A 24,303-nucleotide genomic window follows, 5' to 3' on the forward strand; every position below is an offset into this window, starting at 1 on the left:
GCGGGCTCACCCGGGCGGGGTGGTTCCGTCAGCGCACGGCGAGGTGGTTGCGCACCTCCCGGATGCCCGGGGCGTTCCACACCACCCGCTCGATCTCCTCGCGCTCGCCTGCGGAGTGGACCTGCCCGTCCAGCAGCACCGTGTCGCCGTGCACCCGCACGTCGACCTGCTCGGCCTCGGTGGCGGCGTTGCGGGCCAGCGCATCCACGATCCGCTCGGCCAGGTCACCGCCGTCGGCGCGCACGGCGGGGCGTACCGCGATGCCGTTGCTCACCCCGCACACGCCGGTGAGCCGGGCGACCGAGCGTTCGGCGGCCCGCCGTTGGTACTCCCATTCGACCTCGCCGTGCAGCGTGACCCAGCCGTCGGCCACCGTCACCTGCAACGCCTCGATCGGCACGAACGCGTCCCATTCCAGCGCCCGTACGGCCGCGACCGCGATCTCCGGGTCCTCCCGCCCGGCCGCGGTGTCGATCCGGACGGCGATGTCGTTGGCGACCGCGCGGACGCGGGCGACCCGGTGCGCGGCCCGCTCGGCGGCCCACTTCTTGGCGTAGCTGTCCACCCGTCCGGTGAGCGTCACCACGCCCTCGGTGACGGTCACTCCGATCTCGTCCGGGCCGACCCGCGGCTCCCAGGTCAGCTCGTCGAGCACGGCGGACTGGATGTCCCGGTCGGTACGCGTGATCGTGTCGGTGGCCATCCGGCTCCCCCTCCCGTCGATCGCGGCGCGGGCACGTGGTCCCGCACCCGCGATCCTGCGCGCGCCCCGGGTGAGCGGGCCTCACCCGGGGCGGGTGAGGCAGCACGACGGCCGCCCCCGGGAGTCCCGGGAGCGGCCGTCGTCGTGTCGTACGGGCGGGTCAGCCGTCCAGGCCGGCCGGCGAGTTCGGCCGGTCCACGTCCACGAACTCGATCTCGTCCGCGGCCCGGTCCCGGCTGCCGGCGGCGCGCGCCGCGGTGCCGGCGGCCCAGCCGATCGCCGCGCCCGCCAGCGCCGCCGCGATCAGCAGCGTCCAGGGCAGGGCGGGCCGGCGGCCGGCGAGCGCGTCGAAGGCGAGGGACGCCCGGCGGCGTGCCTCGTCGGCGGCGGAGCCGACCAGGTCGGTGGCGTCGTCGGCCAGGCCGGAGGAGCTGCGGCGGGCGGTCCGGGTGGCGTCGCGCACGCTGTCACCGGCGGAACCGGCGGCGGAGAGCAGGTTCTGCCACGCCTGGTCGGCGACCCGCTCGGCCTTGCCCCGGCGGTCCAGCAGGTTGGATCCGAACATCGTTCTACCTCCTCGGGTGCCGAAGGCCGGCGGCCACTTCGGACTCCGGTGTCCATCCGGCGGGTTCACTGTCTCGGGCAGTGCCCCACCGGGGCGCGTGGCAAACCACGCCGTGGTTCCCGGCCGTGAGCAGCGAACGGGACGAACCACCCGAACGCGCCGGGACCGGTGCCCACGGGACGTGCGTGCGCCCGCTACCCTGGTCGGCGGATCGGCGGGCCCGCCCGGTCGCACGGTTGGCCGCGACCCGCCATACAGGGGAAACTGGAACCCGGAGGTCCGGATTGGGTACGCCCAGGTGTGCCCAGTTCGCGAATTGCTCATCCCGGGGGGTGGCGACCGGGCCGTTGGAGGAATACTCTCGGTCGCGGCCCGCGTACTGATGAGGCGCCCGTCATGGGCGAGTGGAGGTGCTCGCGTGAGCCTGTCGATCGTGAAGTCGGTGCGGCCGGGTGGTGTCGTCCAGATCGCGCCCCGTGGGGAGATCGACGTCGACACCGCGTACGAGGTGCGGGAAGCGATCGCCGAAGTGCTCGCCAAGGGCCGTCCCTCGCGAATCGAGCTGAACATGCGGCTCGTCACGTTCATCGACTCGGTCGGCATCAGCGCCATGGTCGCCGGCTTCCAGACCTGCGAGGTCAGCGGCGTCAAGCTCGTGGTCACCGAGCCGAGCCGGTTCGTGCACCGGCAGCTCTGGGTGACCGGCCTGCTCGGCCTGTTCGGCGCGCCCGAGCCGTGGTTCGCCGACGACACCCCCGAGGTGCTGCCCGGCGCCTGAGCGCGCCGTTCACACCCCCTGCAGCCAGGGGACTTTCTACCCGTTGCCAGTCCGGCGTCGGTACGGGACGATCGTCGCGACGCACGACGGCGAGGGGGCCCGCTTGCAGAGCAGCGACAGCTTCAGCTACACCGTGCAGGCCCGGTGCACCCGGGCCGAAGCGGTGGCGCTACTGGGTGACCTGAGTCGCCAGGGCGAGCTGCATCCGCTGATCGTCCGGGTCCGGAAGCTGCCGGCCCGGCCGGGCGCGCTGGCCAGCTACGCGATCACCGACCGGCTGCAACTCGGCCCGCTGCACTTCCCGGTCACGTACCAGGCGGACGTGCTGATCGCCGGCGAGGACGAGGTCGTCACAGTGGCGCGTCAGCAGCCCGCGACGACGGTCCGCAACCACACCCGGCTGCGCGACGAGCCGGACGGCACGGTACGCATCGACGTGGAGATCACGCTCACCGCTCCGGCGCCACTGTTCGGGTACGCGTTCCGCCAGGCCCGGGCGGCTCACCTGGGCCTGGCGGCTCGTCTCGGAGCGACCCTGGAGGGCCGGCCGGCCTGATCCGGCCGGCCCTCTCGGGGCGCGCTCAGTACACCGACAGGTGCACGTGGTTGGTGTGGTCGCTGGACGGGTCGCCGTTGCCGCCGCTGTACGACTTCCACCCGCTGCTGGGCAGCCAGATCTGCTTGAACCAGATCACGTAGAGCACGGCGAGCGGGTCGGCGTTGCGCACGAAGTACGCGGCCAGGTTGTTGCCGTACGTCCGGTCACCGCCGGTGGCCACGCCGCCGAAGCCGTTCTTCTGCGCGGCGAAGTCGCAGGCCCGCCCCTTCGGGTGCTCACCAGAGCCGCTGGGCCGGTGGCACGAGACGTACCGGGTGAAGCCCGCCGCCTTGGCCTGTTGCAGCGCGTGCAGCGTGCGCGGGGTGATGCAGCCGTTCGCCGGGGTCGGGTCGTTGACGCTGCACGACTCCGACGGCCAGGAGCCGTCCGAGTTGCGCGGTGCCGGCTTCGCGTTCTTGCTGGAGGTGCCCTGGACGCTGCCACCGCCGCTGCTGCTGCGCGAGGCCCGGTCGTTCGCCACCTCCAGGGCGCGCTCGGCCTGCTCCTTGCGCTTGGCCATCACCGTCACCTGCTTGCGCTGCTCGCGGATCTCTCCGTCGAGCTGGGCGCGGGTGCGGGTGGCCTCGTCCCGGGTGGTGATCAGGTCGCGCAGCGTACGGTCCTCGTGCGCGGCGACCTGCTCCAGCGCGGCGGCCCGGTCCATGAAGCCCTCCGGGCTGCTGCTGCCGAGCAGCGCCCCGGCGGTCCCCAGACGGCCGTTGCGGTACGCCACGGCGGCGATCTCGCCGACCTTGGCGTCGCGTACGGCCAGCTCGGCGCCGACCGTCTTGAGTTGTTCGTTCAGCTGCTTCTGGCGGCTCACCGACCGGTTCAGCGCGGCTTTCGCCTCCAGCCAGCCCTTGCTGGCCGCGTCGAGCTGGGCACGCAGTTCGGGCGTGCCACCCTCGTCGTCGCCGGGCGCTGCGGCGAGCAGGCCGGTCACCGGCGCCGCCGAGGCGGGGGAGACCGGAACGGTCGCGACGCCGAGGGTCAGCGTCGCGACGAGCAGGGCCGCCAACCGGGCGGCCGTCCGTCGTACAGGTGCCACTGGGGGCATTCACACGTCCTTCCGTCAACGCCGACCGGGTTAGCTGACGGGTTCGGGACGGAAGATCCCTACCGCTGACGCGGATGCACCCCACGTACGTGGTTCCCCGGCTCGTCCCTGCGGACGATTAGGCGACGGCCGCCCCACCGGGGCCGGGTGGCGCCCGCGGGTGCGGCCGCGACCGAGACTACCGGCGCTGCCCGGGCGCGGCTCCGTGGAGCAGTGCCACTAGGCGGGGCAAAACCGGCATAAGACTACATTAGCCACAGTGATTTAAGTGTGTCCTAATCACCACTCGGTCTGTCCGCACACTCCGGCCGACGCTCCGGGTTCGACCTGCAACGTGGCGTGATCGATGGAGAAGTCCTCGTGCAGGGCGGCCCGCGCGGCGGCCAGCACCACGCCCGGGTCCACGCCCGGATCGGTGGTCAGGTGCGCCGAGGCCACCTCCATGCCCGAGGTGAGCGTCCAGACGTGCAGGTCGTGCACCTCGGCCACGCCCGGTACGGCGGCCAGCCGGTCGTGCACGGCGGTGACCTGCAGGTGCTCCGGCGCGGCCTGCACCAGGATGCGCAGCGCGGCCCGGCCGAGCCGCCAGGTGCGCGGCAGGATGAACACGCCGATGCCGACGGCGACCAGCGGGTCCGCCCACCACCAGTCGGTGACCGTGATGATCAACGCGGCGGCGATCACGCCGAGCGAGCCGAGCAGGTCGCCGAGCACCTCCAGGTACGCCCCGCGCAGGTTGATGCTCTCCTTCGACCCGGCGCGCAGCAGCGCGAACGCGACGATGTTGGCGAGCAGGCCGAGCACCGCCACCACGAGCATCGGGCCGGCCAGCACCTCCGGCGGCTCGCCGAACCGGCGTACCGCCTCGACCAGGACGTAGATGGCGACGGCGCCGAGCAGCACGGCGTTGGCGAGGGCGGCGAGCACCTCCAGCCGGTAGAGCCCGAACGTGCGCTGCGGGTCGGTGCCGGCGCGGCGGGTCGCGGTGATCGCCGCGAGGGCCATGCCGATGCCGAGGACGTCGGTGAACATGTGCCCGGCGTCGGAGAGCAGCGCCAGCGAGCCGGTCGTGAAGGCGGCCACCGCCTCGACCACCATCAGGGCGGCGAGCAGCGCGAAGGCGGCCCAGAGGCGGCCCCGGTGGCGGTGCGCCGCGTTGGTCACCGCGCCGCTGTGGTCATGACCTGCGCCCACGCCAACACCCTTCCTGCCCCGTACCGGCCAGGCCCAATGTATGTTCACATCGCTATGTATGCAACTGAACGATGGGTGACAGCCGGGTCACGGTCGGGTGTCCGTCAGGAGGGGTCGAGCGTGGTGAGACGCTGGGTGGCCCGGGACAGCGCCACGTAGAGCGTGCGGACACCCGAGCCGGGGTCGGCCCGGATCTCGCTCGGCGCCACCAGCACCACGCCGTCGTACTCCATGCCCTTGGCCTGGAGGCTGGTCACCACCTGGAGGCGGCCCGCGCCGAGCCCGCCCAGCCAGCCGGCCACCTCGTCCCGGCGCGGCACCGGCGTGATCACGCCGACGGTGCCCTCCACCTGCGCGAGCAGCGCCTCGGCCGCCTCGACGGTGGCCGCCGGCAGGTCGGCGGCGGGCACCGTGCGCTCGACCGGCGGCACGCCGGTGGACCGCACCGCGTCGGGCAGCGGCAGGTCCGGGTAGAGCCGGCGGATCTCCGCCGCCGCCACCGCGAAGATCTCCGCCGAGTTGCGGTAGTTGGTGGTCAGCTCGTAGCGGTGCCGCTTGCGCCGGCCCAGCGCCTGGTCCCGGGCCCGGTCCAGCTCCTGCGGGTCGCCGGTCCAGGCGGTCTGCGCCGGGTCGCCGACCACCGTCCAGGACGCCAGCCGCCCGCGCCGGCCGACCATCCGCCACTGCATCGGCGAGACGTCCTGCGACTCGTCCACCACCACGTGCGCGTAGTCGCGGTAGTCGTCCGGACGCTCCCGCGCCGCCGCGCGGGCGGCGCGCTGCCGATCGGCGTACGTGCTCAGCTCGCGCACGCCACCGGCGAGCTGGTACGGGTCGCGCTTGGGGCGGGCCCGCCGCACCGGCTTGCCGAGCAGCGCGTCCAGCTCGTCCAGCAGCGCGATGTCGGCCACCGTCAGCCCTTCGGTCGCGAGGCTCCGGTACGCGTCGCCGAGCAGCCGGATCTCCGCCGAGGAGAGGATCCCACCGGCGTAGCGGCGCAGCCGGTCCGGGCGGGCCAGCCAGTCCAGCACGTGCCTCGGGTGCAGCCGGGGCCACCAGGCCTTGAGGAACTCGCGGAACTCCGGCCGCTCGATGATCTCGTCCTCGAACGCGGGCTGCTCCGGCAGCCGGCCCACCCGCAGCGTGCGGGCCTGCGTGTAGAGCGCGGCGAGCACCGCGTCGAACGCCGCCCGGCGTACCTCGTTGCGGCGCGCCCCACGGGCCAGCGTCCGGTCCCGGATCGCGTCCAGCGCGGGGCGTTCCAGGCGCAGCAGCTCGCCCCGGTAGAGCAGGCGCAGCTCGGCGGGGGAGTCCGGCACCGCGTCGCGTACCGCGCGTTCCAGCACCCGGCGCATCCGCAGCGAACCCTTCACCGCCGCCACGTCCGGCGGATCGGTCCGGGACGCGGACAGGCCGGGGAACAGCGAGCCCAGCGAGTGCAGCGTGGCGGTCTCCTCGCCCAGCGACGGCAGCACCGAGGCGATGTACTCGACGAACACACCGGACGGGCCGACCACCAGGATGCCGCCGCCGGCGTACCGGGCCCGGTCGGAGTAGAGCAGGTACGCGGCCCGGTGCAGCGCCACCGCCGTCTTCCCGGTACCGGGGCCGCCGGAGACGATCGTGACGCCGTTGCCGGGGGAACGGATCGCCTCGTCCTGCTCGCGCTGGATGGTGGCGACGATGTCGCGCATGCCCCGGCCGGTGGCCCGGGACAGCGTGGCCAGCAGCGCCCCGTCACCGACCACCGCCATGTCCGGCGGCGCGGCCTCCGGGTCCAGCAGGTCGTCCTCGATCCGGGTGACCTTCTCGGACGCGGACTGGATCGTGCGCCGGCGCACCACACCGCGCGGCTCGGCGGGCGTGGCCTGGTAGAACGCGGCGGCGGCGGGTGCCCGCCAGTCCACCACCAGCGTCTCCGCGTCCACGCCCCGCACGCCGAGACGGCCGACGTGCAGCACCTGCCCGGTACGCAGGTCCAGCCGGCCGAACACCAGCCCCTCGTGCTCGGCGTCCAGCACGTGCCGGCGCTGGGCGGCGTGGAAGACCATCGCGTCCCGCTCGACCAGCGCGCCGAAGTTGCCGACCCGGGCCAGCCGGTAGCCCTCCCGCTCGGCGTCGGCCGCCGACCGGCGCAGTTCGGCCAGCCGGGCGTACACCCGGTCGAGGTGGCGCTGCTCGGCGGCGATCTCCCGGTCCAGCGTGGTCTGGTCGGTCAACGCGGATGCTCCTGTGTTCGGAGGGCACGACGGGCTGAATGAGGGTACGGTCCGCCGGCAACCGCCACGCCGGGGCATGCCGCGCACGTGGCGTACGTCAGTACCGCTCGCGAGCGGGAGACGCTCAGAGGCGGGTCGCCGGCCGGCCGGCCAGGACCCGGTCCAGCACGCCGGCGAGGGCTGCGTTCACCTCGTCGGGGCGCTCCATCATGAGCATGTGCCCGGCACCCGGGCAGACGGTCAGCTCCGTGGTGGGCAGCGCCGCAGCGATCGACTCGGCGCAGGGCGGCGGGGTGAGCCGGTCCCGGTCCCCGACCAGCGCGGCGGCCGGCAGCCCGCCGAGCGCGGCGAGCGTCTCCAGCCGGTGCTGGGCGCCGATCGAGGCGCGGAAACCGCCGATCGAGCGCAGCGTGGCCCGGGCCACCGCTGAGGTGACCAGCCGGATGTCGGCCGGGTCGCAGCGGTCGCCGAACAGCATCCAGCGGATGCTCGGGCGCAGCGCGCGCAGCAGCGCGTGCGGGGGCCGCCAGCCGCCGCAGCGGGCCAGCACCCCGGCGCCTGTGGTCTCGGCCAGGCGGATCAGCCGGGTGATCCGGGGGGAGAGGCCGTACGCGGTGTGCGTGTGCCCCTCGGCGGTGGTGGAGACGAAGACCAGCCCGGCGGTACGCGCGGCGAACCGGTCGGGGTGCCGGTGGGCGTACTCCATCACCGTCATCCCGCCCATCGAGTGCCCGACCAGGACGATCGGACCGGACGGGACGATCTCGTCGATCACCGCCGCCAGGTCGTCACCGAGCTGCGCGAGGGTGGCGTCGCGCAGCGCCAGGCAGCTCGACCGGCCGTGGCCGCGCGCGTCGTACGTGACCAGGCGGACCCGGCCGCCGAAGCGTTCCCGCAGCTCGGCGACCTGACGGTGCCAGCTGCGCCCGTCCAGCGTCCAGCCGTGCAGCAGGACGGCGGTGACCTCGGCGTCGACCGGCCCGGTGACGCTGACGTGCAGGCGTACGTCGTCGGGGAGCCGCAGTTCCAGGTCCGGCATCGTCCACCTCCCGGGCCCGCCGATGTGTGTCCACCGGATGACCCGGCGGTGACACCGGCGTTACCCGCCATGAGACCACGGCAACCGGCCCGGAGAGAAGATTCCCGTCCGGCCCCACGAGGTCGGATCGGTGACCAGGCTGGGAGGCATGCCGTCCACCAGCCCGCGCGCCGCGCTGGCCGAGCTGCTCTCCGGCAACCGCCGTTTCGTCAGCGGGCAGCCGGTGCACGGGCACGACGTCACCGCCGCCGCGGCGGTGGCCTCCGGCGACCAGCAGCCGTACGCGGTGGTGCTGGGCTGTATCGACTCCCGGGTGCCGTTGGAGGCGATCTTCGACCAGACGTTCGGTTCGATCTGCGTGATCCGTACCGGCGGGCACGTGCTGGACCGGGCCGTCCGGGGCTCGATCGAGTACGTGGTGGAGCAACTGGGCGTACGCCTGGTGATGGTGCTGGGCCACGAGCGCTGCGGCGCGGTCGGCTCGACCGTCGAGGCGCTGCGCACCGGACGCCGGCCCGGCGGGGACCTGGCGTACGTGGTGGACCGGATCGCCCCGGCGGTCACCGACGTCGGGGTGGACGACCCGGACGCGCATCCGCTGGCGATCCGCCGCCACGTCCGGCGCACGGTGGCGGCGTTGCGCCGCGACGACCGGCTGGCCGGGCCGGTGGACGCAGGTGAGCTGGCAGTGGAGGGCGCGCTCTACGACCTGGCCACGGGCGAGGTGACGCTGTTGCCGCAGGAGCAGACGCGAAACCGCCCGCCGGGGTGATCCCGGCGGGCGGTCGCGGTGGTGCGGGTGAGAGCGCTCAGCCCTCGAAGACGCCGGCCTCGACGAGGCGCTTCTCGGTGGCGTCCCAGCCGTGGTCCGGGTAGGACGCGGCCAGGCCGTTGATCTCGGCGCGGATCTTGGCGGCGTGGCCGGCGGCGGCCAGCACGCGGATCTCCTCGACGAAGGCGTCGGAGTCGGTGCGCAGGTGCGCGGTCTTGCCGTTGGTCAGGTTGCGCACGTAGGCGTGCTTGCCGCCGTTGAGCGGGATCAGGTACTTGAACTCGCCTAGCACGCTGAGGGCGCCACCCTGGCCAGCCTGGCCGGCCCGGACGGACGCGCGCGCGGTCTTAGAGGTGTTGCTCGCCACGGAGGTACTCCTTGCAGACGTACGGTGGGGACGGAAGCCGTCCGGGGGCTGTATGCGGATGACGCCCGGGTGGGCGTCGGCCCGCGAAGATGTACGGCGGCACAGAACCGCCCAGAGAACTGTACACGACCACGACACCTGGCTGGTCGTCGCGGCGTCAGAGGGCACAACCAGCTCCACCACCCGGGTATTTCCCGCTCCGGGGCCCGGCGAATTTTCCGATTCGCTGGCGCACCACCAGTCACACGGGTCATCATGTGTGCCAGGTACCACTCGGTAGGACGAGGTCGTAGGGGAAGACGCACCTCGGCTCATCGGGAGGTCACCGTGCCAACGCGTGGCGTCGTATACGTCCACTCGACCCCGCTCGCCGTGTGCTCGCACGTCGAGTGGGCGATCGCGCGCGTCCTCGCCGCGCCGGTCAACCTGCACTGGACGGCGCAGCCCGCCGACCCGGGCGCCCGTCGCGCCGAGTGCGGCTGGACCGGCAGCCCGGGGACCGGCGCGGAGCTGGCCGCTGCCCTCCGGCAGTGGCCCATGATCCGTTTCGAGGTCACCGAGGAACCCAGTCCCGGCGTCGACGGCGAGCGCTTCATGTACGTACCGGGCCGCGGCCTGTTCCGCGCCGCTGTCGGCGCGGCCGGCGACATCCAGCTCGGCGAGGACCGGCTCCGCAGCCTGATGGCCGCCGCACGCAGCCCGGAGGCGCTGGCCCACGCCCTGGACAAGGCGCTCGGCACCGCCTGGGACGCCGAACTGGAGCCCTACCGGTACGCCGGGGACGGTGCGCCGGTGACGCTGCTCACCCGGGTCGGGTGACGGCGGCCGAGTTGCCCCGATACGGTGGGCCGCGTGTCGATTTCCCCGCGGCGCTCCGCCGTCGCGCTCGCCGCACTGACCGCGCTGCTCGTCTCCGGGTGCTCGGACGGGCCGGACCGGCCCCGACCTGCCCCGACGAGCCCGGCGCCGTCGTCCGCAGCGCCCGCGCCGAGTGACCCGCCGGCCGCCGATCCAGCCGCCCGCGCGGCCGCGCTCGTCGGCACGCTGAGCGACGAGGACCTGGTCGGGCAGGTGCTGATGCCGTACGCGTACGGCAGCTCGGCCACCGAGGTGTCGGCCGGGTCGGCCGCCGGGAACCGGGCGCTGGCAGGGGTCGACACCCCCGCCGAGATGGTGGCGAAGTACCGGCTCGGCGGGCTGATCCTGGTCGGCTTCAGCGCCGACGACCCGACCTCGGGCAACCAGGCCACCACGAACGTGGACAACCCCAAGCAGGTCCGTGCGCTCACCGACGGACTGCGCGCCGCCGCCGGCAAGCTGCCCGCGGGTGCCGCGCCCTTCCTGATCGGCACCGACCAGGAGTACGGCGTGGTCACCCGGATCACCGACGGGGTGACGCTGCTGCCCAGCCCGCTCGCCGCCGGCGCCGCCGGGAACCCGGCGCTGACCGAGGCCGCCTGGCGGGCCGCCGGGGCAGAGCTGGCCGCCATGGGCGTCAACCTCGACTTCGCGCCGGTCGCCGACGTGCTGGCGACCCGCAGCGCGGTGATCGGCTCCCGGTCCTTCGGCGCCGACCCGGCGACCGCGTCCCCCCAGGTGGCGGGTGCGGTACGCGGCCTGCAGGCCGAGGGCGTCGGTGCCGCGGTCAAGCACTTCCCCGGGCACGGCCTGAGCGCCGAGGACTCGCACACCGAACTGCCGGTGATCAAGCAGTCCCGCGCCGAGCTGGACCGCCTCGCGTTCCCGCCGTTCCGGGCCGGCATCGGCGCCGGGGCCATGGCGGTGATGTCGGCCCACCTGGACGTCAAGGCAGTCGACCCGGGCACCCCTGCCACGTTCTCCCGCAAGCTGCTCACCGACGTGCTGCGCGGCCAGCTCGGCTTCCAGGGCGTGGTGATCACCGACGGGATGAACATGGCCCCGGCGAAGAAGTGGTCGCCGGGCGAGGCCGCCGTACGCGCGCTCAACGCCGGCAACGATCTCATCCTGATGACCCCGAACGTCACCCAGGCGTACGACGGGCTGCGCGCCGCGCTCAAGGACGGCTCGCTGCCCCGCGCCCGCCTGGTCGAGGCGGTCACCCGGGTGCTGACCATGAAGTTCCGGCTGGCCGGGCGGGACGCGCCCGCGCTGTCCACGCTCGACGGCGCAGCCCACCGCAAGGCCGCCGACGACCTGGCCACCGCCGCCGTGACTGTGCTGCGCGGCAAGTGCGGCGGGGCGGTGACCGGCCCGGTGAGCGTGACCTCCTCCGGCGGCCGGGAGCGCACCCGCAAGCTGCTGACCGAGGCGCTCACCGCGGCCGGGGTCAAGGTGGTGCCCTCCGGCGGCACGGTGGTGCACCTGGTCGGTTACGGCGACGGCGCGAAGGACCTGAGCGCCGGCGCCGCCGTGACGGTGGCGATGGACACGCCGTACGTGCTGTCCGGGGCGAAGTCCCCGACGCTGATGGCGACCTACTCCTCCACCCGGGCCTCGATGACCGGGCTCGCCGCGGTGCTCGCCGGCAAGGCCCGCCCGGCCGGCCGCTCCCCGGTGCCGGTCTCCGGCCTGCCGGCCACCACCTGCCGCACCTGACCCGGCCGCCCGCCCGGATCGCGCCGAAACCCGGATGCGTCCGGGCGGCCCCGGCTGGCAGGGTGGCGCCCATGGGAGAGGCAGCACAGGGTTTCCGCTACGTCGAGCGCGCCGACGGCACGGTGGTCATCACGCATCACGGCCGGGTCGCCGGCACGCTGCGCGGCGGCCGGGCCGCGCAGTTCCTGGCCGAGGTCGGCGACGACCCGCAGCTGGCCATGGCCCGGTGGACCGGCAACTACCGGCGCGGCAACGAGCGGACCGCCCGGCAGCACCCCCGCAACCGCGGCTGAGGTGTAAGGAAGGGCCCCCTCTTAACGCCTGCGGTAGAGGAAGGGCCCCTTCTTAACAGTTACTGTTAAGAAGGGGCCCTTCCTTACCTCAGGGCGGAACCTCAGGGGCGGGTGAAGACCAGCGCCACGTTGTGCCCGCCGAAGCCGAACGCGTTGTTCAGCGCCGCCGGGATCTCCATGTGACGTGCCTTGTGCGCCGCGACGTCCAGGGTCAGGCCCTCGTCCGGGTCGTCCAGGTTGATCGTCGGCGGGATCACGCCGTCCCGGATGGCCAGGATGGTGGCGATCGACTCCAGCGCGCCGGCCGCACCGAGCAGGTGCCCGGTCATCGACTTCGTGGCGGTGAGCACCGGGTGGTCGCCGACCGCCTGACGCAGCGCGCCGATCTCCAGCATGTCCCCGACCGGGGTGGAGGTGGCGTGCGCGTTGACGTGCACGATGTCGGTACGGGCCACGTCCGCGTCGGCGACCGCCCGGGCGATGGCCCGGATGGCGCCCTCACCCTCGGCGTGCGGCTGCACGATGTCGTACGCGTCCGAGGTGATCCCCGCGCCGGCCAGGCGCGCGTACACCCGGGCGCCCCGGGCGGCGGCGTGGTCGGCGCGCTCCAGGATCACCACGCCCGCGCCCTCACCGAGCACGAAGCCGTCGCGACCCGAGTCCCACGGCCGGGAGGCCCGCTCCGGCTCGTCGTTGCGGGTCGACATGGCCCGCATCGAGCTGAAGCCGGCGATCGGCAGCGGGTGGATGACCGCCTCGGTGCCGCCGGCCACCACCACGTCGGCCCGGCCGGCGCGGATGATGTCCAGCCCCAGCGCGATCGCCTCCGCGCCGGTCGCGCAGGCGCTGGCCACGGTGTGCACCCCGGCCTTGGCGCCCAGCTCCAGACCGACCCAGGCGGCCGGGCCGTTCGGCATCAGCATCGGGATGGTGTGCGGGGAGACCCGCCGCGGTCCGGACGCCTCCAGGATGTCGTCCTGGGCGAGCAGGGTGGTGGCGCCGCCGATGCCCGAGCCGACGCTCACCGCCAGGCGCTCCGGGTCCGGCCCGGCCTCGTCCAGACCGGCGTCTGCCCACGCCTGCTTGGCGGCGATGATGGCGATCGCCTCCGAGCGGTCCAGCCGGCGCAGCTTCACCCGGTCCAGCACCTCGGACGGGTCGACCGCCAGTTCGGCGGCGATCCGGACGGGCAGTTGCGCGGCCCACTCCTGGGTGAGCGCACCCACCCCGGAGCGGCCGGCGAGCATGGCGTCCCAGGTCGACGCGACGTCCCCGCCGAGCGGGGTCGTCGCGCCGAGCCCGGTGACGACGACGTCGGGACGACTCATGATCAGGACTGCGCCTCGATGTAGCTGACCGCGTCCCCGACGGTCTTGAGGTTCTGCACCTCGTTGTCCGGGATCTTGACGCCGAACTTCTCCTCGGCCGCCACCACGACCTCGACCATGGAGAGCGAGTCGACGTCGAGGTCGTCGGTGAAGGACTTCCCCTCGGCCACGTCGTCCGGGTTCACCCCGGCAACCTCTTCGAGGATCTCGGCGAGGCCGGCGGTGATCTCGTCACGGGTCATTGCGGTTGGTTCCTCTCATCGGGGGTTACCGGTGACCGGCGTCGCCGGTCACACACCTCGGCGCGTTCGCGCCCGAGGGGGTCTCAGGGGCAGCGCACGACCTGACCGGCGTAGGTCAGGCCGCCGCCGAAACCGAACAGCAGCACCGGGGCGCCCGAGGGCACCTCCCGCCGCTCGACCAGCTTCGACAGGGCCAGCGGGATGCTCGCCGCCGACGTGTTGCCGGACTCGACGATGTCCTTGGCGATGATCGCGTCCGGGATGTTCAGCCGCTTGGCGATGCCGTCGATGATCCGGGCGTTGGCCTGGTGCGGCACGAACGCGGCCAGCTCCGACGGGTCCACCCCGGCGCGCTCGCACGCCTGGAGCGCGAGCGGGGCCAGCGCGGTGGTGGCCCACCGGAACACCGACTGCCCCTCCTGGGTGATGTACGGCTGCCAGCCCTCGATCCGGACCGCGTCGCTCTTCTCCGGCGCGGAGCCCCAGACCACCGGCCCGATCCCGGCCGGCTCGTCGTCGGCGGTCGCGCTGACCACCGCCGCCCCGGCGCCGTCGGCGAAGATGATGCAGGTCGAGCGGTCGGTCCAGTCGGTGAAGTCGGAGAGCTTCTCCGCGCCGATGACGATCGCGTTGCGCGCCGCGCCGGCCCGGATCGCGTGGTCCACGGTGCCCAGCGCGTACGCGAATCCGGAGCAGGCGGTGTTGAGGTCGTACGCCCCGGGCGCGTTGATGCCCAGCTTGGCCGCGACCCGGCAGGCCACGTTGGGGCTGCGGTCCACGGACGTGCAGGTCGCCACCACGACCAGGTCGATGTCGGCGGCGGTCAGCCCGGCGTTGGCGAGCGCCTTGCCGGCGGCGGCGGTGGCCATGTCGGCCACCGTCTCGTCGCCCGCGATCCGCCGGGTGACGATGCCGACCCGGTCCCGGATCCACTCGTCGTTGGTGTCGACCATCTGGGCGATCTCGTCGTTCGTGACGACGCGGGAGGGCTGGTAGTGCCCCATCGCGACGATCCGGCTGCCGGCCATTTAGTGCGTTCCTCCGATACGGACGAGGGGCTGGCCCGGTGCGACCGGGTCGTCGTGGTGTGCGAGCCACTCGACGAGCGGCCCGTTGTCGTGCGCGGTCACCTCGACCGGCCCCCGGCCCGTGGTGACGTGGCCGAGGACCTGTCCGGCGTGTACCCCGGCACCCTCGGCCGGTCCGGCCGACAGGTCGAGGCGGCCGGCGGCGGGGGAGACGACCACCCGGAACGACGGCGCGGTCGGCCGGGCGGCGGGACTGGCGTGCCGGGCGATCAGGCGGCGCGCGGCGGGCAGGTCGGCCGGCGTGTTCAGGGTGACGATCTCGGGCGCGCCCTCGCCCTTGAGCTCCCGCTTGACCAGCCCGGCCAGGGTGCCGGCCGGCGGCAGCTCGATCACGCCGGTGACGCCGAGGTCGGCCAGCGTACGCGTGCACAGGTCCCAGCGGACCGGAGCGGTCACCTGCCGGACGAGCCGGCGTACCGTCTCGGGGCCGTGCCCGACCGGTGCGCCGTCGAGGTTGGACAGCAGGATCCGGGCCGGGGCGGAGGCCGGGACACCGGCGGCGACCGCGGCGAGCGCGGTCTCGGCCGGCGCCATGTACGGCGTGTGGAACGCGCCCGCCACCTGGAGCCGGATGACCCGGGTGCGGGTCGGCGGCTCGGCGGCGAGCCTGTCCAGCGCGTCGACAGCGCCGGCGGCCACGATCTGACCGGCGCCGTTGCGGTTGGCCGGGTGCAGCCCGTGCGCCGTCAGCGCGGCGAGCACCTCGTCCGGGTCGCCGCCGAGCACGGCGGCCATCCCGGTCGGCTCCAGCGCGCAGGCGGCGGCCATCTCCCGCCCGCGTACGCCGGCGAGCGTCACGGCGGCCTCGGCCGGCAGCACCCCGGCCAGCGCGGCGGCGCCCAGCTCGCCGACGCTGTGCCCGGCGACCAGCCCGACGTCGTGCATCGGCAGGTGCTCGGCGGCGAGCAGCGCGGCGGCGACCAGCAGCGGCTGGGTACGGGCGGTGTCCTTGATCTCGTCCGCGTCCGCCCGGGTGCCCAGGTGGATCAGGTCCACCCCGGCCAGCGCCGACCACCAGCGCAGACGCGCCTCGGCGCCGGGGAGGTCGAGCCACGGCGCGAGGAAGCCGGGCTTCTGCGAACCCTGTCCGGGAGAGAGTACGGCGAGCACGTGTACGACTCTGACGGATACCGGCGTGCCGCGCTGTAACGTACGGCACCAAACCGCACTAGAACCTTTAGAGGAATCCTACAAAGATTGTCGGCGATCATCGCCGGTCGGAGACCGTCGGCACCACCGGGTCGAGGCGTCCCACTGTCAGCGCGACCTGCAACGCGAACGCGTCGCGCGGGGCCAGCGGCGAGAATCCGGTCACCTCGGCGATCCGCTTCAGCCGGTAGCGCACGGTGTTCGGGTGCACGAACAGCGCCCGGGCCGCGCTCTCCAGCGTGCCGCCGGCGGCGAAGAACGCGTCGAGCGTCTCCAGCAGTTCGCCGCCGGAGCGGGCCAGTGCCGCGTACACGTCGTGGCGCAACCGGCGGCGGGCCTCGGTGTCACCGGCCAGCGCGCGTTCCGGAAGCAGCTCGTCGGCGGCGACCGGGCACGGCGCGGTCGGCCAGGCCGGCGCGGCCCGGAACCCGGCCAGCGCGGCCCGCGCCGACTCGGTGGCCTCGTCCAGGCTGGGCACCGCCGGCCCGACCACCACCGGCCCCTCACCGAAGGCGGTACGCAGCTTCTCCGTGGCCGCCACCGGATCGGCAGCCCCGCCCAGCACGATGACCAGGCGGTCGCCGTGCACGCCGCCGATCACCTCGACGCCGATCCGCCGGGCCTGCCGGTAGACGGTGTGCAGCACGGCTGCCACCTCGCCGCCGGGGGAGCGGCCCACCGCAACCGCCACCGGCGGCGCGTCCGTCCAGCCCAGCGCGGCGGCGCGGCTGGCCAGCACGTCCGGGGAGTCGCCCCGCAGCAGCGCGTCGACCAGCAGCGCCTGCAACCGGGCGTCCCAGGACCCGCGGCTCTCGGCGGCCCGGGCGTAGACCCGTGCGGCGGCGAACGCGATCTCCCGGGAGAAGCGCAGCACCGCCTCCCGCAGCGACTGCTCCTCGCCCGGTACGGCCAGCTCCGACACCTGCTCCTCGACCACGTCGATGGTCACCTTGATCAGCGCCACGGTCTGCTGGAGGCTGATCGAGCGGGCCAGCGCCTGCGGTGCGGCGGCGAAGACCTCGTCCGACACCTCCTGGGTGCGGTCGGTCGCGCCGCCGCCCTGGCGCAGCCACAGCACCAGCGAGCGCACGCCGGCCTGGGCGACGAGCATGACCCAGGAGCGCTGGTCGGCGGGCAGCTCACGGAACCACGGCAGCGTCTCGTCCATCCGCGCCACGCTGGCGGTGGCCAGGCCGCCCGCCGCCCGCTCGATGCGACGCAGCGTCGCCGACGTCTCCGTTCCGCCCGGTTCGCTCACCGCACCAGCCTGACACGGCGTGACCAGCGGATCCACTTCGAGGTGACGCCCTCACCGCGGCGTGACGATCTCCACCGGTACGCGCTGACGATCTCGTCCGGCCGGGCCAGTACGGTGTCAGGGCACGCCGGGCCAGACTCCGGCCGGGCGGGCGAGGGCGACGCGTGAGGGGGCCGGGGATGGCGCAGGGGGAGGCCGAGCACGGTTGCGCCCAGGGTGAGGCCTGCCGGCGGGGTCACGACCAGCCGGCGACTGCCACGCACCCGCGCCGGCCGTGCCTGAACCACCAGGGGGAGCAGCCGGCCGGCCGGGTGCCGGAGCGTGCCGAGGACGAGCCGGGCGTGCCCCGGCAGCGGGCGGCGGAGCCGGCGCACCTGACCGACGACGAGCCGGCCGACCGGAGCTGCCGCAGCGACCTGTCGGGCTGGGCGGGAGCCCACCGTCACGGCGCGGTACGCCCGCGCAACCGCACCACACGCCGGGAGCGCCCGCCGCGCCGCTGGTGCTGACGCGCCGCCTGCCGGGCTGACCGGGTGCGGCCCGGGCTCAGCGGGTGCGGCCGGGCTCAGCGGGTGCGGCGGCGGACCAGCAGCGCGATGCCGGCCAGCCCGGCGGTGATGACGAGCACGATGCCCACGTTGAGCAGCAGCAGCCGCTGGAGCTCGCCGAGCGCGGTGTCGATGTTCTGCACCGGGTCGAGCGCCTCCTCCGGAAGCACCCGCTCGCCGCCGCCGACGCCTCCAGCGAGCGTGTCGAACTGCGCCGGCATCGGCACGCCGACCGAGCGCAGCGTCTCGGGCATGTTGAGCCGCCCGAAGAACCAGCCGGCCCGGGTGCTGCTCAGGTCCGGCTGCTTGCCCGGCCGGTAGATCCGGGGACCGCCCTTGGCCAGCGGGAACAGGTCGTAGGTGCGCTGCGGGCCGGCGGCGGCGAGCACCACCACCGTGTACTTCGGACCGAGATCCTTCGCGGCCGGGCCGCGCAGCTGGCCGGTCGTGCCCAGCCACTTGACCTGGTCGATCACCAGGTTGACCTCGTTCGGGCTGGTGTCGGCGCGCAGTTTCAGCGGCGCGTCGAGCCGCTCGCCGCTGATGTCGACACCGGTGGGGGCCGGCTTCGGCTTGGGCGCCGCCTGGGCCGCCGCGGTGCCGGTCAGGGCCAGCGTGCACGCCAGGGCCGCCACGCTCCCGGTCACGGCGACCAGCAGCCGTTTCACCCTTCGGATCATCGCCGCCTCCTCGCCCCGTTCGATGGCTGGCTTCCGCTGCAGGTCACACTGGACCGGTGTCCACCACAAAGACTCCGCAGAACGGCGCTCGGTTGCAGCTGGTGGAAGAGTATTTGGAACTATCTGCGAGCTGAGACCGACCAATGAGCGGTCGATGATCATCGGCCGGATCCTACCCGGACGGAGGGAACCATGGGGGGCAGGGTCGCCCGTGTGGCGCGTACCTGGGCGGTGGTGCTCGGGGTGGTCGCGGCGTTCGCGCTGCTGCCGGCCGCGCCCGCCGCCGCGCACAACTCGCTGACCGGCAGTGATCCGCGCGACGGGGCCCGGCTGGCCGCCGCACCGGAGCGGATCGAGCTGCGGTTCCTCGCCACGCCGAAGGAGGCGACGACCGAGGTCACAGTCACCGGCCCGGACAACGTGGCCGCTACCGGCGGCGCGCCGACGTTCTCCGGCAAGCGCGTGATCGTGCCGTTCCGGCCGGGCGCGGCCGGCCTCTACATCGTGACCTACCGGCTGGCCTCCGACGACGGCCACCCGATCAAGGGGGAGGTCCGGTTCACCCTGACCACCGGCACCCCGGCCGAGTCGCCGTCGGCGACGGTGCCGCCCACCAGCGCCGCCCCCGCCACTTCCGCCGCTCTGCCCACCAGCGCGGTGCCGAGCCCCACCCCGGCCGCCGCCGGGGCGGACGATGACGGGGGTACGGGCTGGCTGTGGGCGGCCGGCACGGTGGTGGTGCTCGCGGCGCTGGGCGGCGGGCTGCTGCTGCGCCGCCGGGCCACCCGCCGGTGATCGTGGCCAGTGCGCGGGACCACTCTGCGTGACACTGCCGGCGCAATGATCGCCGAAAACCTATATGCCTCTGAGTCATAATTATGACTCAGAGGCATATAGGCCAATAGAGGAACCGCTTTCTGGCCACGACACGCCCGAGCGTCGGGAACGGGCGCCGTGCCGCGGCTCAGACCAGGCGTACGCGGGCGGCGCGCAGCCGGGTCAGCGTACGGTCGCGGCCGAGCACCTCCAGCGACTCGAACAACGGCAGGCCGACGGTGCGCCCGGTGACCGCGACGCGTACCGGCGCCTGCGCCTTGCCCAGCTTCAGCCCGCGCTCCGCGCCGACCGCCTCCAGCGTGGCCTTCAGCGACTCGGCGTCCCAGGACTCCAGCGCCTCGAACGCCACGATCGCCGCGTCCAGCAGGTCGGCGGCGCCCTCCTTCATGGCCTTGGCCCATGCCGCCTCGTCGATCAGCGGGTCGGCCAGGAACAGGAAGTCGACGTTCGGCACGATCTCGCTGAGCACCGCGATCCGGGTCTGCGCCAGCGGGGCCACCGCCGCGAACGCGGCCGGGTCGAACTCGTCGGGCTGCCACGGCGGCGGGGCGATGGTCTCGGTGCCGGTGAGCCACGGCCGGCACGCCTCGACGAAGTCCTCCACCGGCAGCGCCCGGATGTAGTCGCCGTTGAACGCGCGCAGCTTCTTCTCGTCGAAGAACGCCGGGGACGGGTTCACCTCGTCCAGCCGGAACTCCTCCTCGATCACCGACCAGGGCACGATCTCCCGGTCGCCCGACGGCGCCCAGCCCAGCAGCATCAGGTAGTTGCGCATCGCGTCGGCGAGGTAGCCCTCGTCCCGGTACGCCTCCAGCGCGACCTTGTCCCGCCGCTTGGACAGCTTCTGCCGCTTCTCGTTCACCACCACCGGCACGTGCGCCCAGATCGGCGGCTTGACGCCGAGCGCGTCCCACAGCAGCTGCTGCTTCGGGGTGTTCGGCAGGTGCTCCTCGGCCCGGATCACGTGGGTGATGCCCATGCTCATGTCGTCGACCACGTTCGCCAGCAGGAACACCGGGGAGCCGTCGCCACGGGCGATGACGAAGTCCTCGATCAGCTTGTTCTCGAACGTCGGCTCGCCGCGGACCAGGTCGACCACCACTGTCTCGCCCTCGTCCGGCGTCCGGAAACGCAGTGCCCGTCCCTCGCCCGGCTCCAGGCCGCGGTCCCGGCAGAAGCCGTCGTAGCCGCGCTGCTGCGGGCCGGTACGCGCCTGCACGTCCTCGCGGGTGCAGTCGCAGTAGTAGGCCCGGCCGCCCTCGTACAGCCGCTGCGCGGCGGCCCGGTGCTCGCCCGCGTACGAGGACTGGAAGTACGGGCCCTCGTAGCTGCCCCGGGCGATGCCGATCCAGTCGAGCGCGGACAGGATGCCCTCGGTCCACTCGGGCCGGTTACGTGCCGCGTCGGTGTCCTCGATGCGCAGCACGAACACCCCGCCCTGCTGCTTGGCGAAGATCCAGTTCTGCAGCGCCGAACGGGCGCCGCCGACGTGGAACATACCGGTCGGGGAAGGGGCGAAGCGTACACGTACCGTCACGCCCCCCAGCCTACGGCGGGCCGCCACCGAGTAAGGAAGGGCCCCTTCTTAACGTCTCCGGAGGTGAAGGGGCCCCTTCTTAACACTCGCCAACACGCGCTGACACACGCGCGCGGCCGGCGGGCGTCACGGCACGGAGCGGATCTTCACGACCAGGGCGCTGCCGAGCAGGGTGACCACCGCGGTGACCGCGTACAGCGTCGGGTAGCCGCCGAGGTGCACGACGATCGGCGCGGACAGCGCCGGCCCGAGCACCTGCGGCGCCGAGTTGGCGATGTTGATCACGCCGAGGTCCTTGGCCCGGTCGGTCGCGGCGGGCAGCACCTGGGTGATCAGGGCCGCGTCCACCGACAGGTAGACGCCGTAGCCCGCGCCGAGCAGCAGCGCCGCGACGATCGCCATCGGCCAGGTGGGAGCCGCCGCCAGCAGCACCGCCGCCACCGCCATGATCAGCCCGGAGGTGATCACGAAGACCTTGCGCCGGCCGGAGCGGTCGGACATGCGCCCGGCGACCACCGCGGTGAGCATCATGCCCAGCGTGTAGAGCAGGATCAGCACCAGCAGGGAGCCCTCGGGGTCGGCCACCCGTACCCCGTCGGTGAGGAAGTAGAGCAGGTAGAGCGTGCCCAGCGCGTTTCCGGTCTGCACCAGGAACCGGGTGAACCAGGCCCAGGCGAAGTCGGGGTGGCGGCGCGGGCTGATCCACATCGAGGCGAACAGCGAGCGCAGCCGCAGCGGTGAGCGGTGCTCCCGGGGCAGGTGGTCGTCCTGGGTCAGCAGCGCGAACGGCAGCGACAGCAGCAGCACGGCGAGCGCGATCGCCGCGTACCCGGCCGCGTTTCCGGTGACCACGGCGGTGACCAGCACCGCGCCGAGCACCAGACCCAGCGCCTGCGGGATGCCCACCCAGCCGGACACGCCGCCGCGCTGCGCCACCGGCACGCGGTCCGGGATCGCGGCGGTGAGGCTGGCCAGCATCGCGTTGAAGCAGACCTGCGCTGCGACCCAGGCCACCGCCACCCCGGCGATGGTGTTCTGCCGGGCCAGCAGCACCAGGGCGAGCGCGCCGATGACCGCGCCGAGCGCGGTCCAGACGTGGCGGCGGCCGAAGTGCCGGTTGGCCAGCCGCAGCGAGGTGCGGTCGGACAGCGCCCCGGCGAGCGGGTTCGCCAGCACCGCGGCGAGCGCGCCGATGCCGGTGACCACCGCCAGCATGGCCTCCTTGTCGGCCGGGGCGATCCGTTCCACCTGCTGCGGCAGCAGCACCTGGATCGGGGTGAAGAACGCCATCCAGACGCCCAGGTTGGCCGCGAAGATCAGCGCGATCCAGCTCCGCCGTACCGGGACGGTCGGCTCGGCGAGCGCCGCCGGCAGCGAGGCCGGCGTCGGGTTCACAGTGGTCACCGCCGGACCAGATCCCGGAACCAGGTGTACGACGACTTCGGCGTCCGCCGCTGGGTGTCGAAGTCGACATGCACCAGGCCGAACCGCTTGGTGAAGCCCTCGGCCCACTCCCAGTTGTCCAGCAGCGACCAGACGAAGTACCCGGTCACCGGCACGCCCCCGGCCATCGCCTCGCGCACCGCGCGGATGTGCCCGTCCAGGTACGCGATCCGCTCCGGGTCGTGCACCCGGCCGTCGGCGTCCGGCGCGTCGTCGTACGCGCAGCCGCTCTCGGTGACCTGGATCGGCGGCAGCGCGTCGCCGTACCGCTCGTGCAGGAGGAGCAGCAGCTCGCGCAGCCCGTCCGGGGCCACCGGCCAGTCGAACGCGGTACGCGGGTAGCCGTCCAGCGGCACGATCTCGAACGGCAGCGGCGAGCCCGCTTCCGGTGCCCGGATGCCGGTCGGGTTGTAGTAGTTGACGCCGAGGACGTCGATCGGGGCGGCGATCACGTCCAGGTCGCCGTCGCGTACCACTGCGGGGTCGGGGCCGAGCGCGTCCGGGTAGCCGCGTCCGAGCAGCGGATCGGTGAACAGGCGGTTGTGCAGCGCGTCGTACGCCGCGGCGGCGGCCCGGTCCGCGTCGGTGTCGCCGGCCAGGCGCACCGGGGAGTAGTTGTTGGCGATCGCCACCGGGGACGTGCTGCGGGCGCGCAGCGCGGCGACCGCGAGGCCGTGCCCGAGGAGCTGGTGGTGGGCCACCGGGAAGGCGTCGAACAGCAGCGTGCGGCCCGGCGCGTGCTCGCCCATGCCGTGGCCGAGGCTCATGTGGATGAACGGCTCGTTGAGCGTGATCCAGAGCTTCACCCGGTCGCCGAGGCGGGCCGCGGTCAGGTCGGCGTACTCGGCGAAGCGGGCGGCGGTGTCCCGGTTGAGCCAGCCGCCGGCGTCCTCCAGCGCCTGCGGCAGGTCCCAGTGGAACAGCGTGGCGACCGGGTCCACACCGGCGGCGAGCAGTCCGTCCACCAGCCGGTCGTAGAAGTCCAGCCCGGCGGCGTTCGCCGGGCCGGTGCCGGCCGGCTGGATCCGGGGCCAGGCGATCGAGAACCGGTACGCGGACACCCCCAGCCCGGCCAGCAGCGCGGTGTCCTCGGCGTACCTGTGGTAGTGGTCGCACGCCTGGTCGCCGGTGCTGCCGTCGGCGATCCGGCCCGGGTCGTGGGCGAACGTGTCCCAGATGGACGGACCACGCCCGTCGACTGTGGTCGCACCCTCGATCTGGTACGCGGAGGTGGAGACCCCCCAGCGGAAGCCGGCGGGGAACTCGGGCATCGGCGCGGTCGTCAAGTCACCCTCCAGGAACGTGAAGCGTGCTCGCGACTCTAGGGCTCTGCGGACCGACGCGCCATAGGCCGTCATGGGTGGATGACGCAAGGGAGTTCGGCGTGTCTTTTCCGAACCCGTCCGCTTAAGTCCGATTTACACATAGAGTGCCAAATATCGCGGATGTGATTTAAGTGGGGGAAAGATACTCATGATCCTCGTGGAACGAAGCGCGCACGTGGCGGCGCCGGTGGATGTGGTCTGGGACGTCGTGCAGCGCGCCGAGCAGCTGCCGGCCTGGCTGGCGGGAGTCCGCGCGGCCGAGGTCCTGTCCGGGGAGGGATTCGGGCGGCGGCAGCTGGTCCAGGCCGGACGCGGCGCCGCGCACGAGGCCGAGGTGATCGCCTTCCAGGAGCCGACCCTGATCGGCTGGCGCGAACGCGCGAAGGGCGCCGGCGCCCGGGCCGAGGCGCGCACCGAGATCTATGTCCAGCTCACCCCGGACGAGGAGGGTGGCGGCACCGTCGTACGCCTGATCGTCGTGCGGTGGCCCGCCGGACCCGTCAAGGCGGCCCTGCTCCGGCTCGGCCTGCGCCGGGTCGGCGCCGACCTGGAGGACTCGCTGGCCCGGCTGACCGACCTGGCCGCCGTCGGCTGACCGAGCCCGTCCCGGCGTCGCCCGCGATGGTGACGGCCCGGCGTTCCCGCCAGGGACGCCGGGCCGTCGTCGTCTGTGCCCGAGGTGTTAAGAAGGGGCCCCTCCTCTACC

At 73.7% G+C, this 24,303-nt stretch carries 25 protein-coding genes and 1 riboswitch; of the genes, 9 read left to right on the forward strand and 16 right to left on the reverse strand.

What is annotated here, in order from left to right; all coding sequences use genetic code 11:
* Positions 1 to 28 precede the first annotated feature (28 nt).
* Together FB454_RS18275 and FB454_RS18280 are read right to left on the reverse strand one after the other, a co-directional pair.
* Positions 29 to 703, reverse strand: a complete 675-nt coding sequence (locus FB454_RS18275) for a BON domain-containing protein (RefSeq protein WP_030271660.1) — start codon at positions 701 to 703, stop codon at positions 29 to 31.
* A gap of 160 nt (positions 704 to 863) precedes the next feature.
* Positions 864 to 1,268, reverse strand: a complete 405-nt coding sequence (locus FB454_RS18280) for a hypothetical protein (protein WP_013287850.1) — start codon at positions 1,266 to 1,268, stop codon at positions 864 to 866.
* A gap of 418 nt (positions 1,269 to 1,686) precedes the next feature.
* Here FB454_RS18280 and FB454_RS18285 point away from each other — a divergent pair, with 418 nt between their 5' ends.
* Together FB454_RS18285 and FB454_RS18290 are read left to right on the forward strand one after the other, a co-directional pair.
* Positions 1,687 to 2,046, forward strand: a complete 360-nt coding sequence (locus FB454_RS18285; protein ID WP_013287849.1) for an STAS domain-containing protein — start codon at positions 1,687 to 1,689, stop codon at positions 2,044 to 2,046.
* Between the two features lie 103 nt (positions 2,047 to 2,149).
* Positions 2,150 to 2,602: an SRPBCC family protein gene (locus FB454_RS18290; RefSeq protein ID WP_013287848.1), complete on the forward strand. Its 453-nt coding sequence runs from the start codon at positions 2,150 to 2,152 to the stop codon at positions 2,600 to 2,602.
* A gap of 25 nt (positions 2,603 to 2,627) precedes the next feature.
* Here the strand turns inward: FB454_RS18290 and FB454_RS18295 are convergent, their stop codons facing one another.
* The 4 genes from FB454_RS18295 to FB454_RS18310 form a co-directional block, all read right to left on the reverse strand.
* Positions 2,628 to 3,701, reverse strand: coding sequence for a coiled-coil domain-containing protein (locus FB454_RS18295; protein ID WP_013287847.1), 1,074 nt, complete (start codon positions 3,699 to 3,701; stop codon positions 2,628 to 2,630).
* A gap of 4 nt (positions 3,702 to 3,705) precedes the next feature.
* Positions 3,706 to 3,836: riboswitch (cyclic di-AMP (ydaO/yuaA leader) on the reverse strand.
* Between the two features lie 144 nt (positions 3,837 to 3,980).
* A complete protein-coding gene (locus tag FB454_RS18300; RefSeq protein ID WP_145754772.1) occupies positions 3,981 to 4,895 on the reverse strand; it encodes a cation diffusion facilitator family transporter in 915 nt (304 codons plus the stop codon).
* 104 nt (positions 4,896 to 4,999) lie between these two features.
* Positions 5,000 to 7,114, reverse strand: coding sequence for an AAA family ATPase (locus FB454_RS18305; protein WP_145823214.1), 2,115 nt, complete (start codon positions 7,112 to 7,114; stop codon positions 5,000 to 5,002).
* Between the two features lie 124 nt (positions 7,115 to 7,238).
* A complete protein-coding gene (locus FB454_RS18310; RefSeq protein ID WP_013475615.1) occupies positions 7,239 to 8,153 on the reverse strand; it encodes an alpha/beta fold hydrolase in 915 nt (304 codons plus the stop codon).
* 148 nt (positions 8,154 to 8,301) lie between these two features.
* Between FB454_RS18310 and FB454_RS18315 the strand changes: the two genes are divergently transcribed.
* The gene (locus tag FB454_RS18315; protein WP_013475616.1) at positions 8,302 to 8,925 is read left to right on the forward strand and encodes a carbonic anhydrase; all 624 of its coding nucleotides are present in this window, start codon (positions 8,302 to 8,304) and stop codon (positions 8,923 to 8,925) included.
* A 37-nt stretch (positions 8,926 to 8,962) separates the two neighbouring features.
* Here FB454_RS18315 and FB454_RS18320 read toward each other — a convergent pair whose 3' ends face one another.
* Positions 8,963 to 9,292 (reverse strand): hypothetical protein, encoded by a 330-nt coding sequence (locus tag FB454_RS18320; protein ID WP_013287842.1) that lies wholly within the window; start codon positions 9,290 to 9,292, stop codon positions 8,963 to 8,965.
* A gap of 327 nt (positions 9,293 to 9,619) precedes the next feature.
* Between FB454_RS18320 and FB454_RS18325 the strand changes: the two genes are divergently transcribed.
* From FB454_RS18325 to FB454_RS18335, 3 genes are all read left to right on the forward strand, one after another.
* Complete coding sequence (locus FB454_RS18325; protein ID WP_013287841.1) at positions 9,620 to 10,111, forward strand: DUF3145 domain-containing protein; 492 nt, start codon at positions 9,620 to 9,622, stop codon at positions 10,109 to 10,111.
* 33 nt (positions 10,112 to 10,144) lie between these two features.
* Entirely contained in the window at positions 10,145 to 11,869 is a 1,725-nt protein-coding gene (locus FB454_RS18330) for a glycoside hydrolase family 3 protein (RefSeq protein ID WP_071098153.1), read from the forward strand.
* Between the two features lie 71 nt (positions 11,870 to 11,940).
* A complete protein-coding gene (locus tag FB454_RS18335) occupies positions 11,941 to 12,162 on the forward strand; it encodes a hypothetical protein (RefSeq protein WP_013287840.1) in 222 nt (73 codons plus the stop codon).
* A 101-nt stretch (positions 12,163 to 12,263) separates the two neighbouring features.
* Here the strand turns inward: FB454_RS18335 and fabF are convergent, their stop codons facing one another.
* From fabF to FB454_RS18360, 5 genes are all read right to left on the reverse strand, one after another.
* Entirely contained in the window at positions 12,264 to 13,490 is a 1,227-nt protein-coding gene (gene fabF / locus FB454_RS18340) for a beta-ketoacyl-ACP synthase II (RefSeq protein ID WP_013475619.1), read from the reverse strand.
* Between the two features lie 2 nt (positions 13,491 to 13,492).
* On the reverse strand, positions 13,493 to 13,732 hold the full coding sequence (locus tag FB454_RS18345) for an acyl carrier protein (protein WP_007072348.1): 240 nt from the start codon (positions 13,730 to 13,732) through the stop codon (positions 13,493 to 13,495).
* Positions 13,733 to 13,815: 83 nt separating this feature from the next.
* Positions 13,816 to 14,760: a beta-ketoacyl-ACP synthase III gene (locus FB454_RS18350; protein WP_013287838.1), complete on the reverse strand. Its 945-nt coding sequence runs from the start codon at positions 14,758 to 14,760 to the stop codon at positions 13,816 to 13,818.
* Positions 14,761 to 15,930: an acyltransferase domain-containing protein gene (locus FB454_RS18355; protein WP_145823215.1), complete on the reverse strand. Its 1,170-nt coding sequence runs from the start codon at positions 15,928 to 15,930 to the stop codon at positions 14,761 to 14,763.
* Between the two features lie 97 nt (positions 15,931 to 16,027).
* The gene (locus FB454_RS18360; RefSeq protein ID WP_225319759.1) at positions 16,028 to 17,263 is read right to left on the reverse strand and encodes a PucR family transcriptional regulator; all 1,236 of its coding nucleotides are present in this window, start codon (positions 17,261 to 17,263) and stop codon (positions 16,028 to 16,030) included.
* 143 nt (positions 17,264 to 17,406) lie between these two features.
* Between FB454_RS18360 and FB454_RS18365 the strand changes: the two genes are divergently transcribed.
* Entirely contained in the window at positions 17,407 to 17,736 is a 330-nt protein-coding gene (locus FB454_RS18365) for a hypothetical protein (RefSeq protein ID WP_145754767.1), read from the forward strand.
* Between the two features lie 56 nt (positions 17,737 to 17,792).
* Here the strand turns inward: FB454_RS18365 and FB454_RS18370 are convergent, their stop codons facing one another.
* Positions 17,793 to 18,455: a hypothetical protein gene (locus tag FB454_RS18370; protein ID WP_013287834.1), complete on the reverse strand. Its 663-nt coding sequence runs from the start codon at positions 18,453 to 18,455 to the stop codon at positions 17,793 to 17,795.
* 192 nt (positions 18,456 to 18,647) lie between these two features.
* On the opposite strand from FB454_RS18370, the gene FB454_RS18375 reads away from it, so the two are divergent.
* Positions 18,648 to 19,250: a copper resistance CopC family protein gene (locus FB454_RS18375; protein ID WP_071098154.1), complete on the forward strand. Its 603-nt coding sequence runs from the start codon at positions 18,648 to 18,650 to the stop codon at positions 19,248 to 19,250.
* A gap of 169 nt (positions 19,251 to 19,419) precedes the next feature.
* On the opposite strand, the gene gltX is transcribed toward FB454_RS18375, so the two are convergent.
* The 3 genes from gltX to FB454_RS18390 all read right to left on the reverse strand — a co-directional run bounded on the left by gltX (position 19,420) and on the right by FB454_RS18390 (position 23,543).
* Positions 19,420 to 20,829: a glutamate--tRNA ligase gene (gene gltX / locus FB454_RS18380; RefSeq protein WP_030271635.1), complete on the reverse strand. Its 1,410-nt coding sequence runs from the start codon at positions 20,827 to 20,829 to the stop codon at positions 19,420 to 19,422.
* Positions 20,830 to 20,955: 126 nt separating this feature from the next.
* Positions 20,956 to 22,233, reverse strand: coding sequence for an MFS transporter (locus FB454_RS18385; protein WP_145823216.1), 1,278 nt, complete (start codon positions 22,231 to 22,233; stop codon positions 20,956 to 20,958).
* Entirely contained in the window at positions 22,230 to 23,543 is a 1,314-nt protein-coding gene (locus FB454_RS18390) for a GH1 family beta-glucosidase (protein WP_030271634.1), read from the reverse strand. Before FB454_RS18390 ends, FB454_RS18385 begins: the two co-directional genes overlap by 4 nt.
* A gap of 202 nt (positions 23,544 to 23,745) precedes the next feature.
* Between FB454_RS18390 and FB454_RS18395 the strand changes: the two genes are divergently transcribed.
* Complete coding sequence (locus FB454_RS18395; RefSeq protein ID WP_013287829.1) at positions 23,746 to 24,192, forward strand: SRPBCC family protein; 447 nt, start codon at positions 23,746 to 23,748, stop codon at positions 24,190 to 24,192.
* Positions 24,193 to 24,303 lie beyond the last annotated feature (111 nt).

Source organism: Micromonospora sp. CNZ297, from assembly GCF_007827625.1.

Bases quoted from the DNA above. Each gene is read 5' to 3' on its own strand.
- FB454_RS18315 (WP_013475616.1), top strand. From the start codon at position 8,302: ATGCCGTCCACCAGCCCGCGCGCCGCGCTGGCCGAGCTGCTCTCCGGC.
- FB454_RS18295 (WP_013287847.1), bottom strand. From the start codon at position 3,701: ATGCCCCCAGTGGCACCTGTACGACGGACGGCCGCCCGGTTGGCGGCC.
- FB454_RS18335 (WP_013287840.1), top strand. From the start codon at position 11,941: ATGGGAGAGGCAGCACAGGGTTTCCGCTACGTCGAGCGCGCCGACGGC.
- FB454_RS18370 (WP_013287834.1), bottom strand. From the start codon at position 18,455: ATGATCCGAAGGGTGAAACGGCTGCTGGTCGCCGTGACCGGGAGCGTG.
- FB454_RS18350 (WP_013287838.1), bottom strand. From the start codon at position 14,760: ATGGCCGGCAGCCGGATCGTCGCGATGGGGCACTACCAGCCCTCCCGC.
- FB454_RS18280 (WP_013287850.1), bottom strand. From the start codon at position 1,268: ATGTTCGGATCCAACCTGCTGGACCGCCGGGGCAAGGCCGAGCGGGTC.
- FB454_RS18395 (WP_013287829.1), top strand. From the start codon at position 23,746: ATGATCCTCGTGGAACGAAGCGCGCACGTGGCGGCGCCGGTGGATGTG.
- FB454_RS18375 (WP_071098154.1), top strand. From the start codon at position 18,648: ATGGGGGGCAGGGTCGCCCGTGTGGCGCGTACCTGGGCGGTGGTGCTC.
- FB454_RS18345 (WP_007072348.1), bottom strand. From the start codon at position 13,732: ATGACCCGTGACGAGATCACCGCCGGCCTCGCCGAGATCCTCGAAGAG.
- fabF (WP_013475619.1), bottom strand. From the start codon at position 13,490: ATGAGTCGTCCCGACGTCGTCGTCACCGGGCTCGGCGCGACGACCCCG.
- FB454_RS18275 (WP_030271660.1), bottom strand. From the start codon at position 703: ATGGCCACCGACACGATCACGCGTACCGACCGGGACATCCAGTCCGCC.
- FB454_RS18390 (WP_030271634.1), bottom strand. From the start codon at position 23,543: ATGCCCGAGTTCCCCGCCGGCTTCCGCTGGGGGGTCTCCACCTCCGCG.
- FB454_RS18365 (WP_145754767.1), top strand. From the start codon at position 17,407: ATGGCGCAGGGGGAGGCCGAGCACGGTTGCGCCCAGGGTGAGGCCTGC.
- FB454_RS18310 (WP_013475615.1), bottom strand. From the start codon at position 8,153: ATGCCGGACCTGGAACTGCGGCTCCCCGACGACGTACGCCTGCACGTC.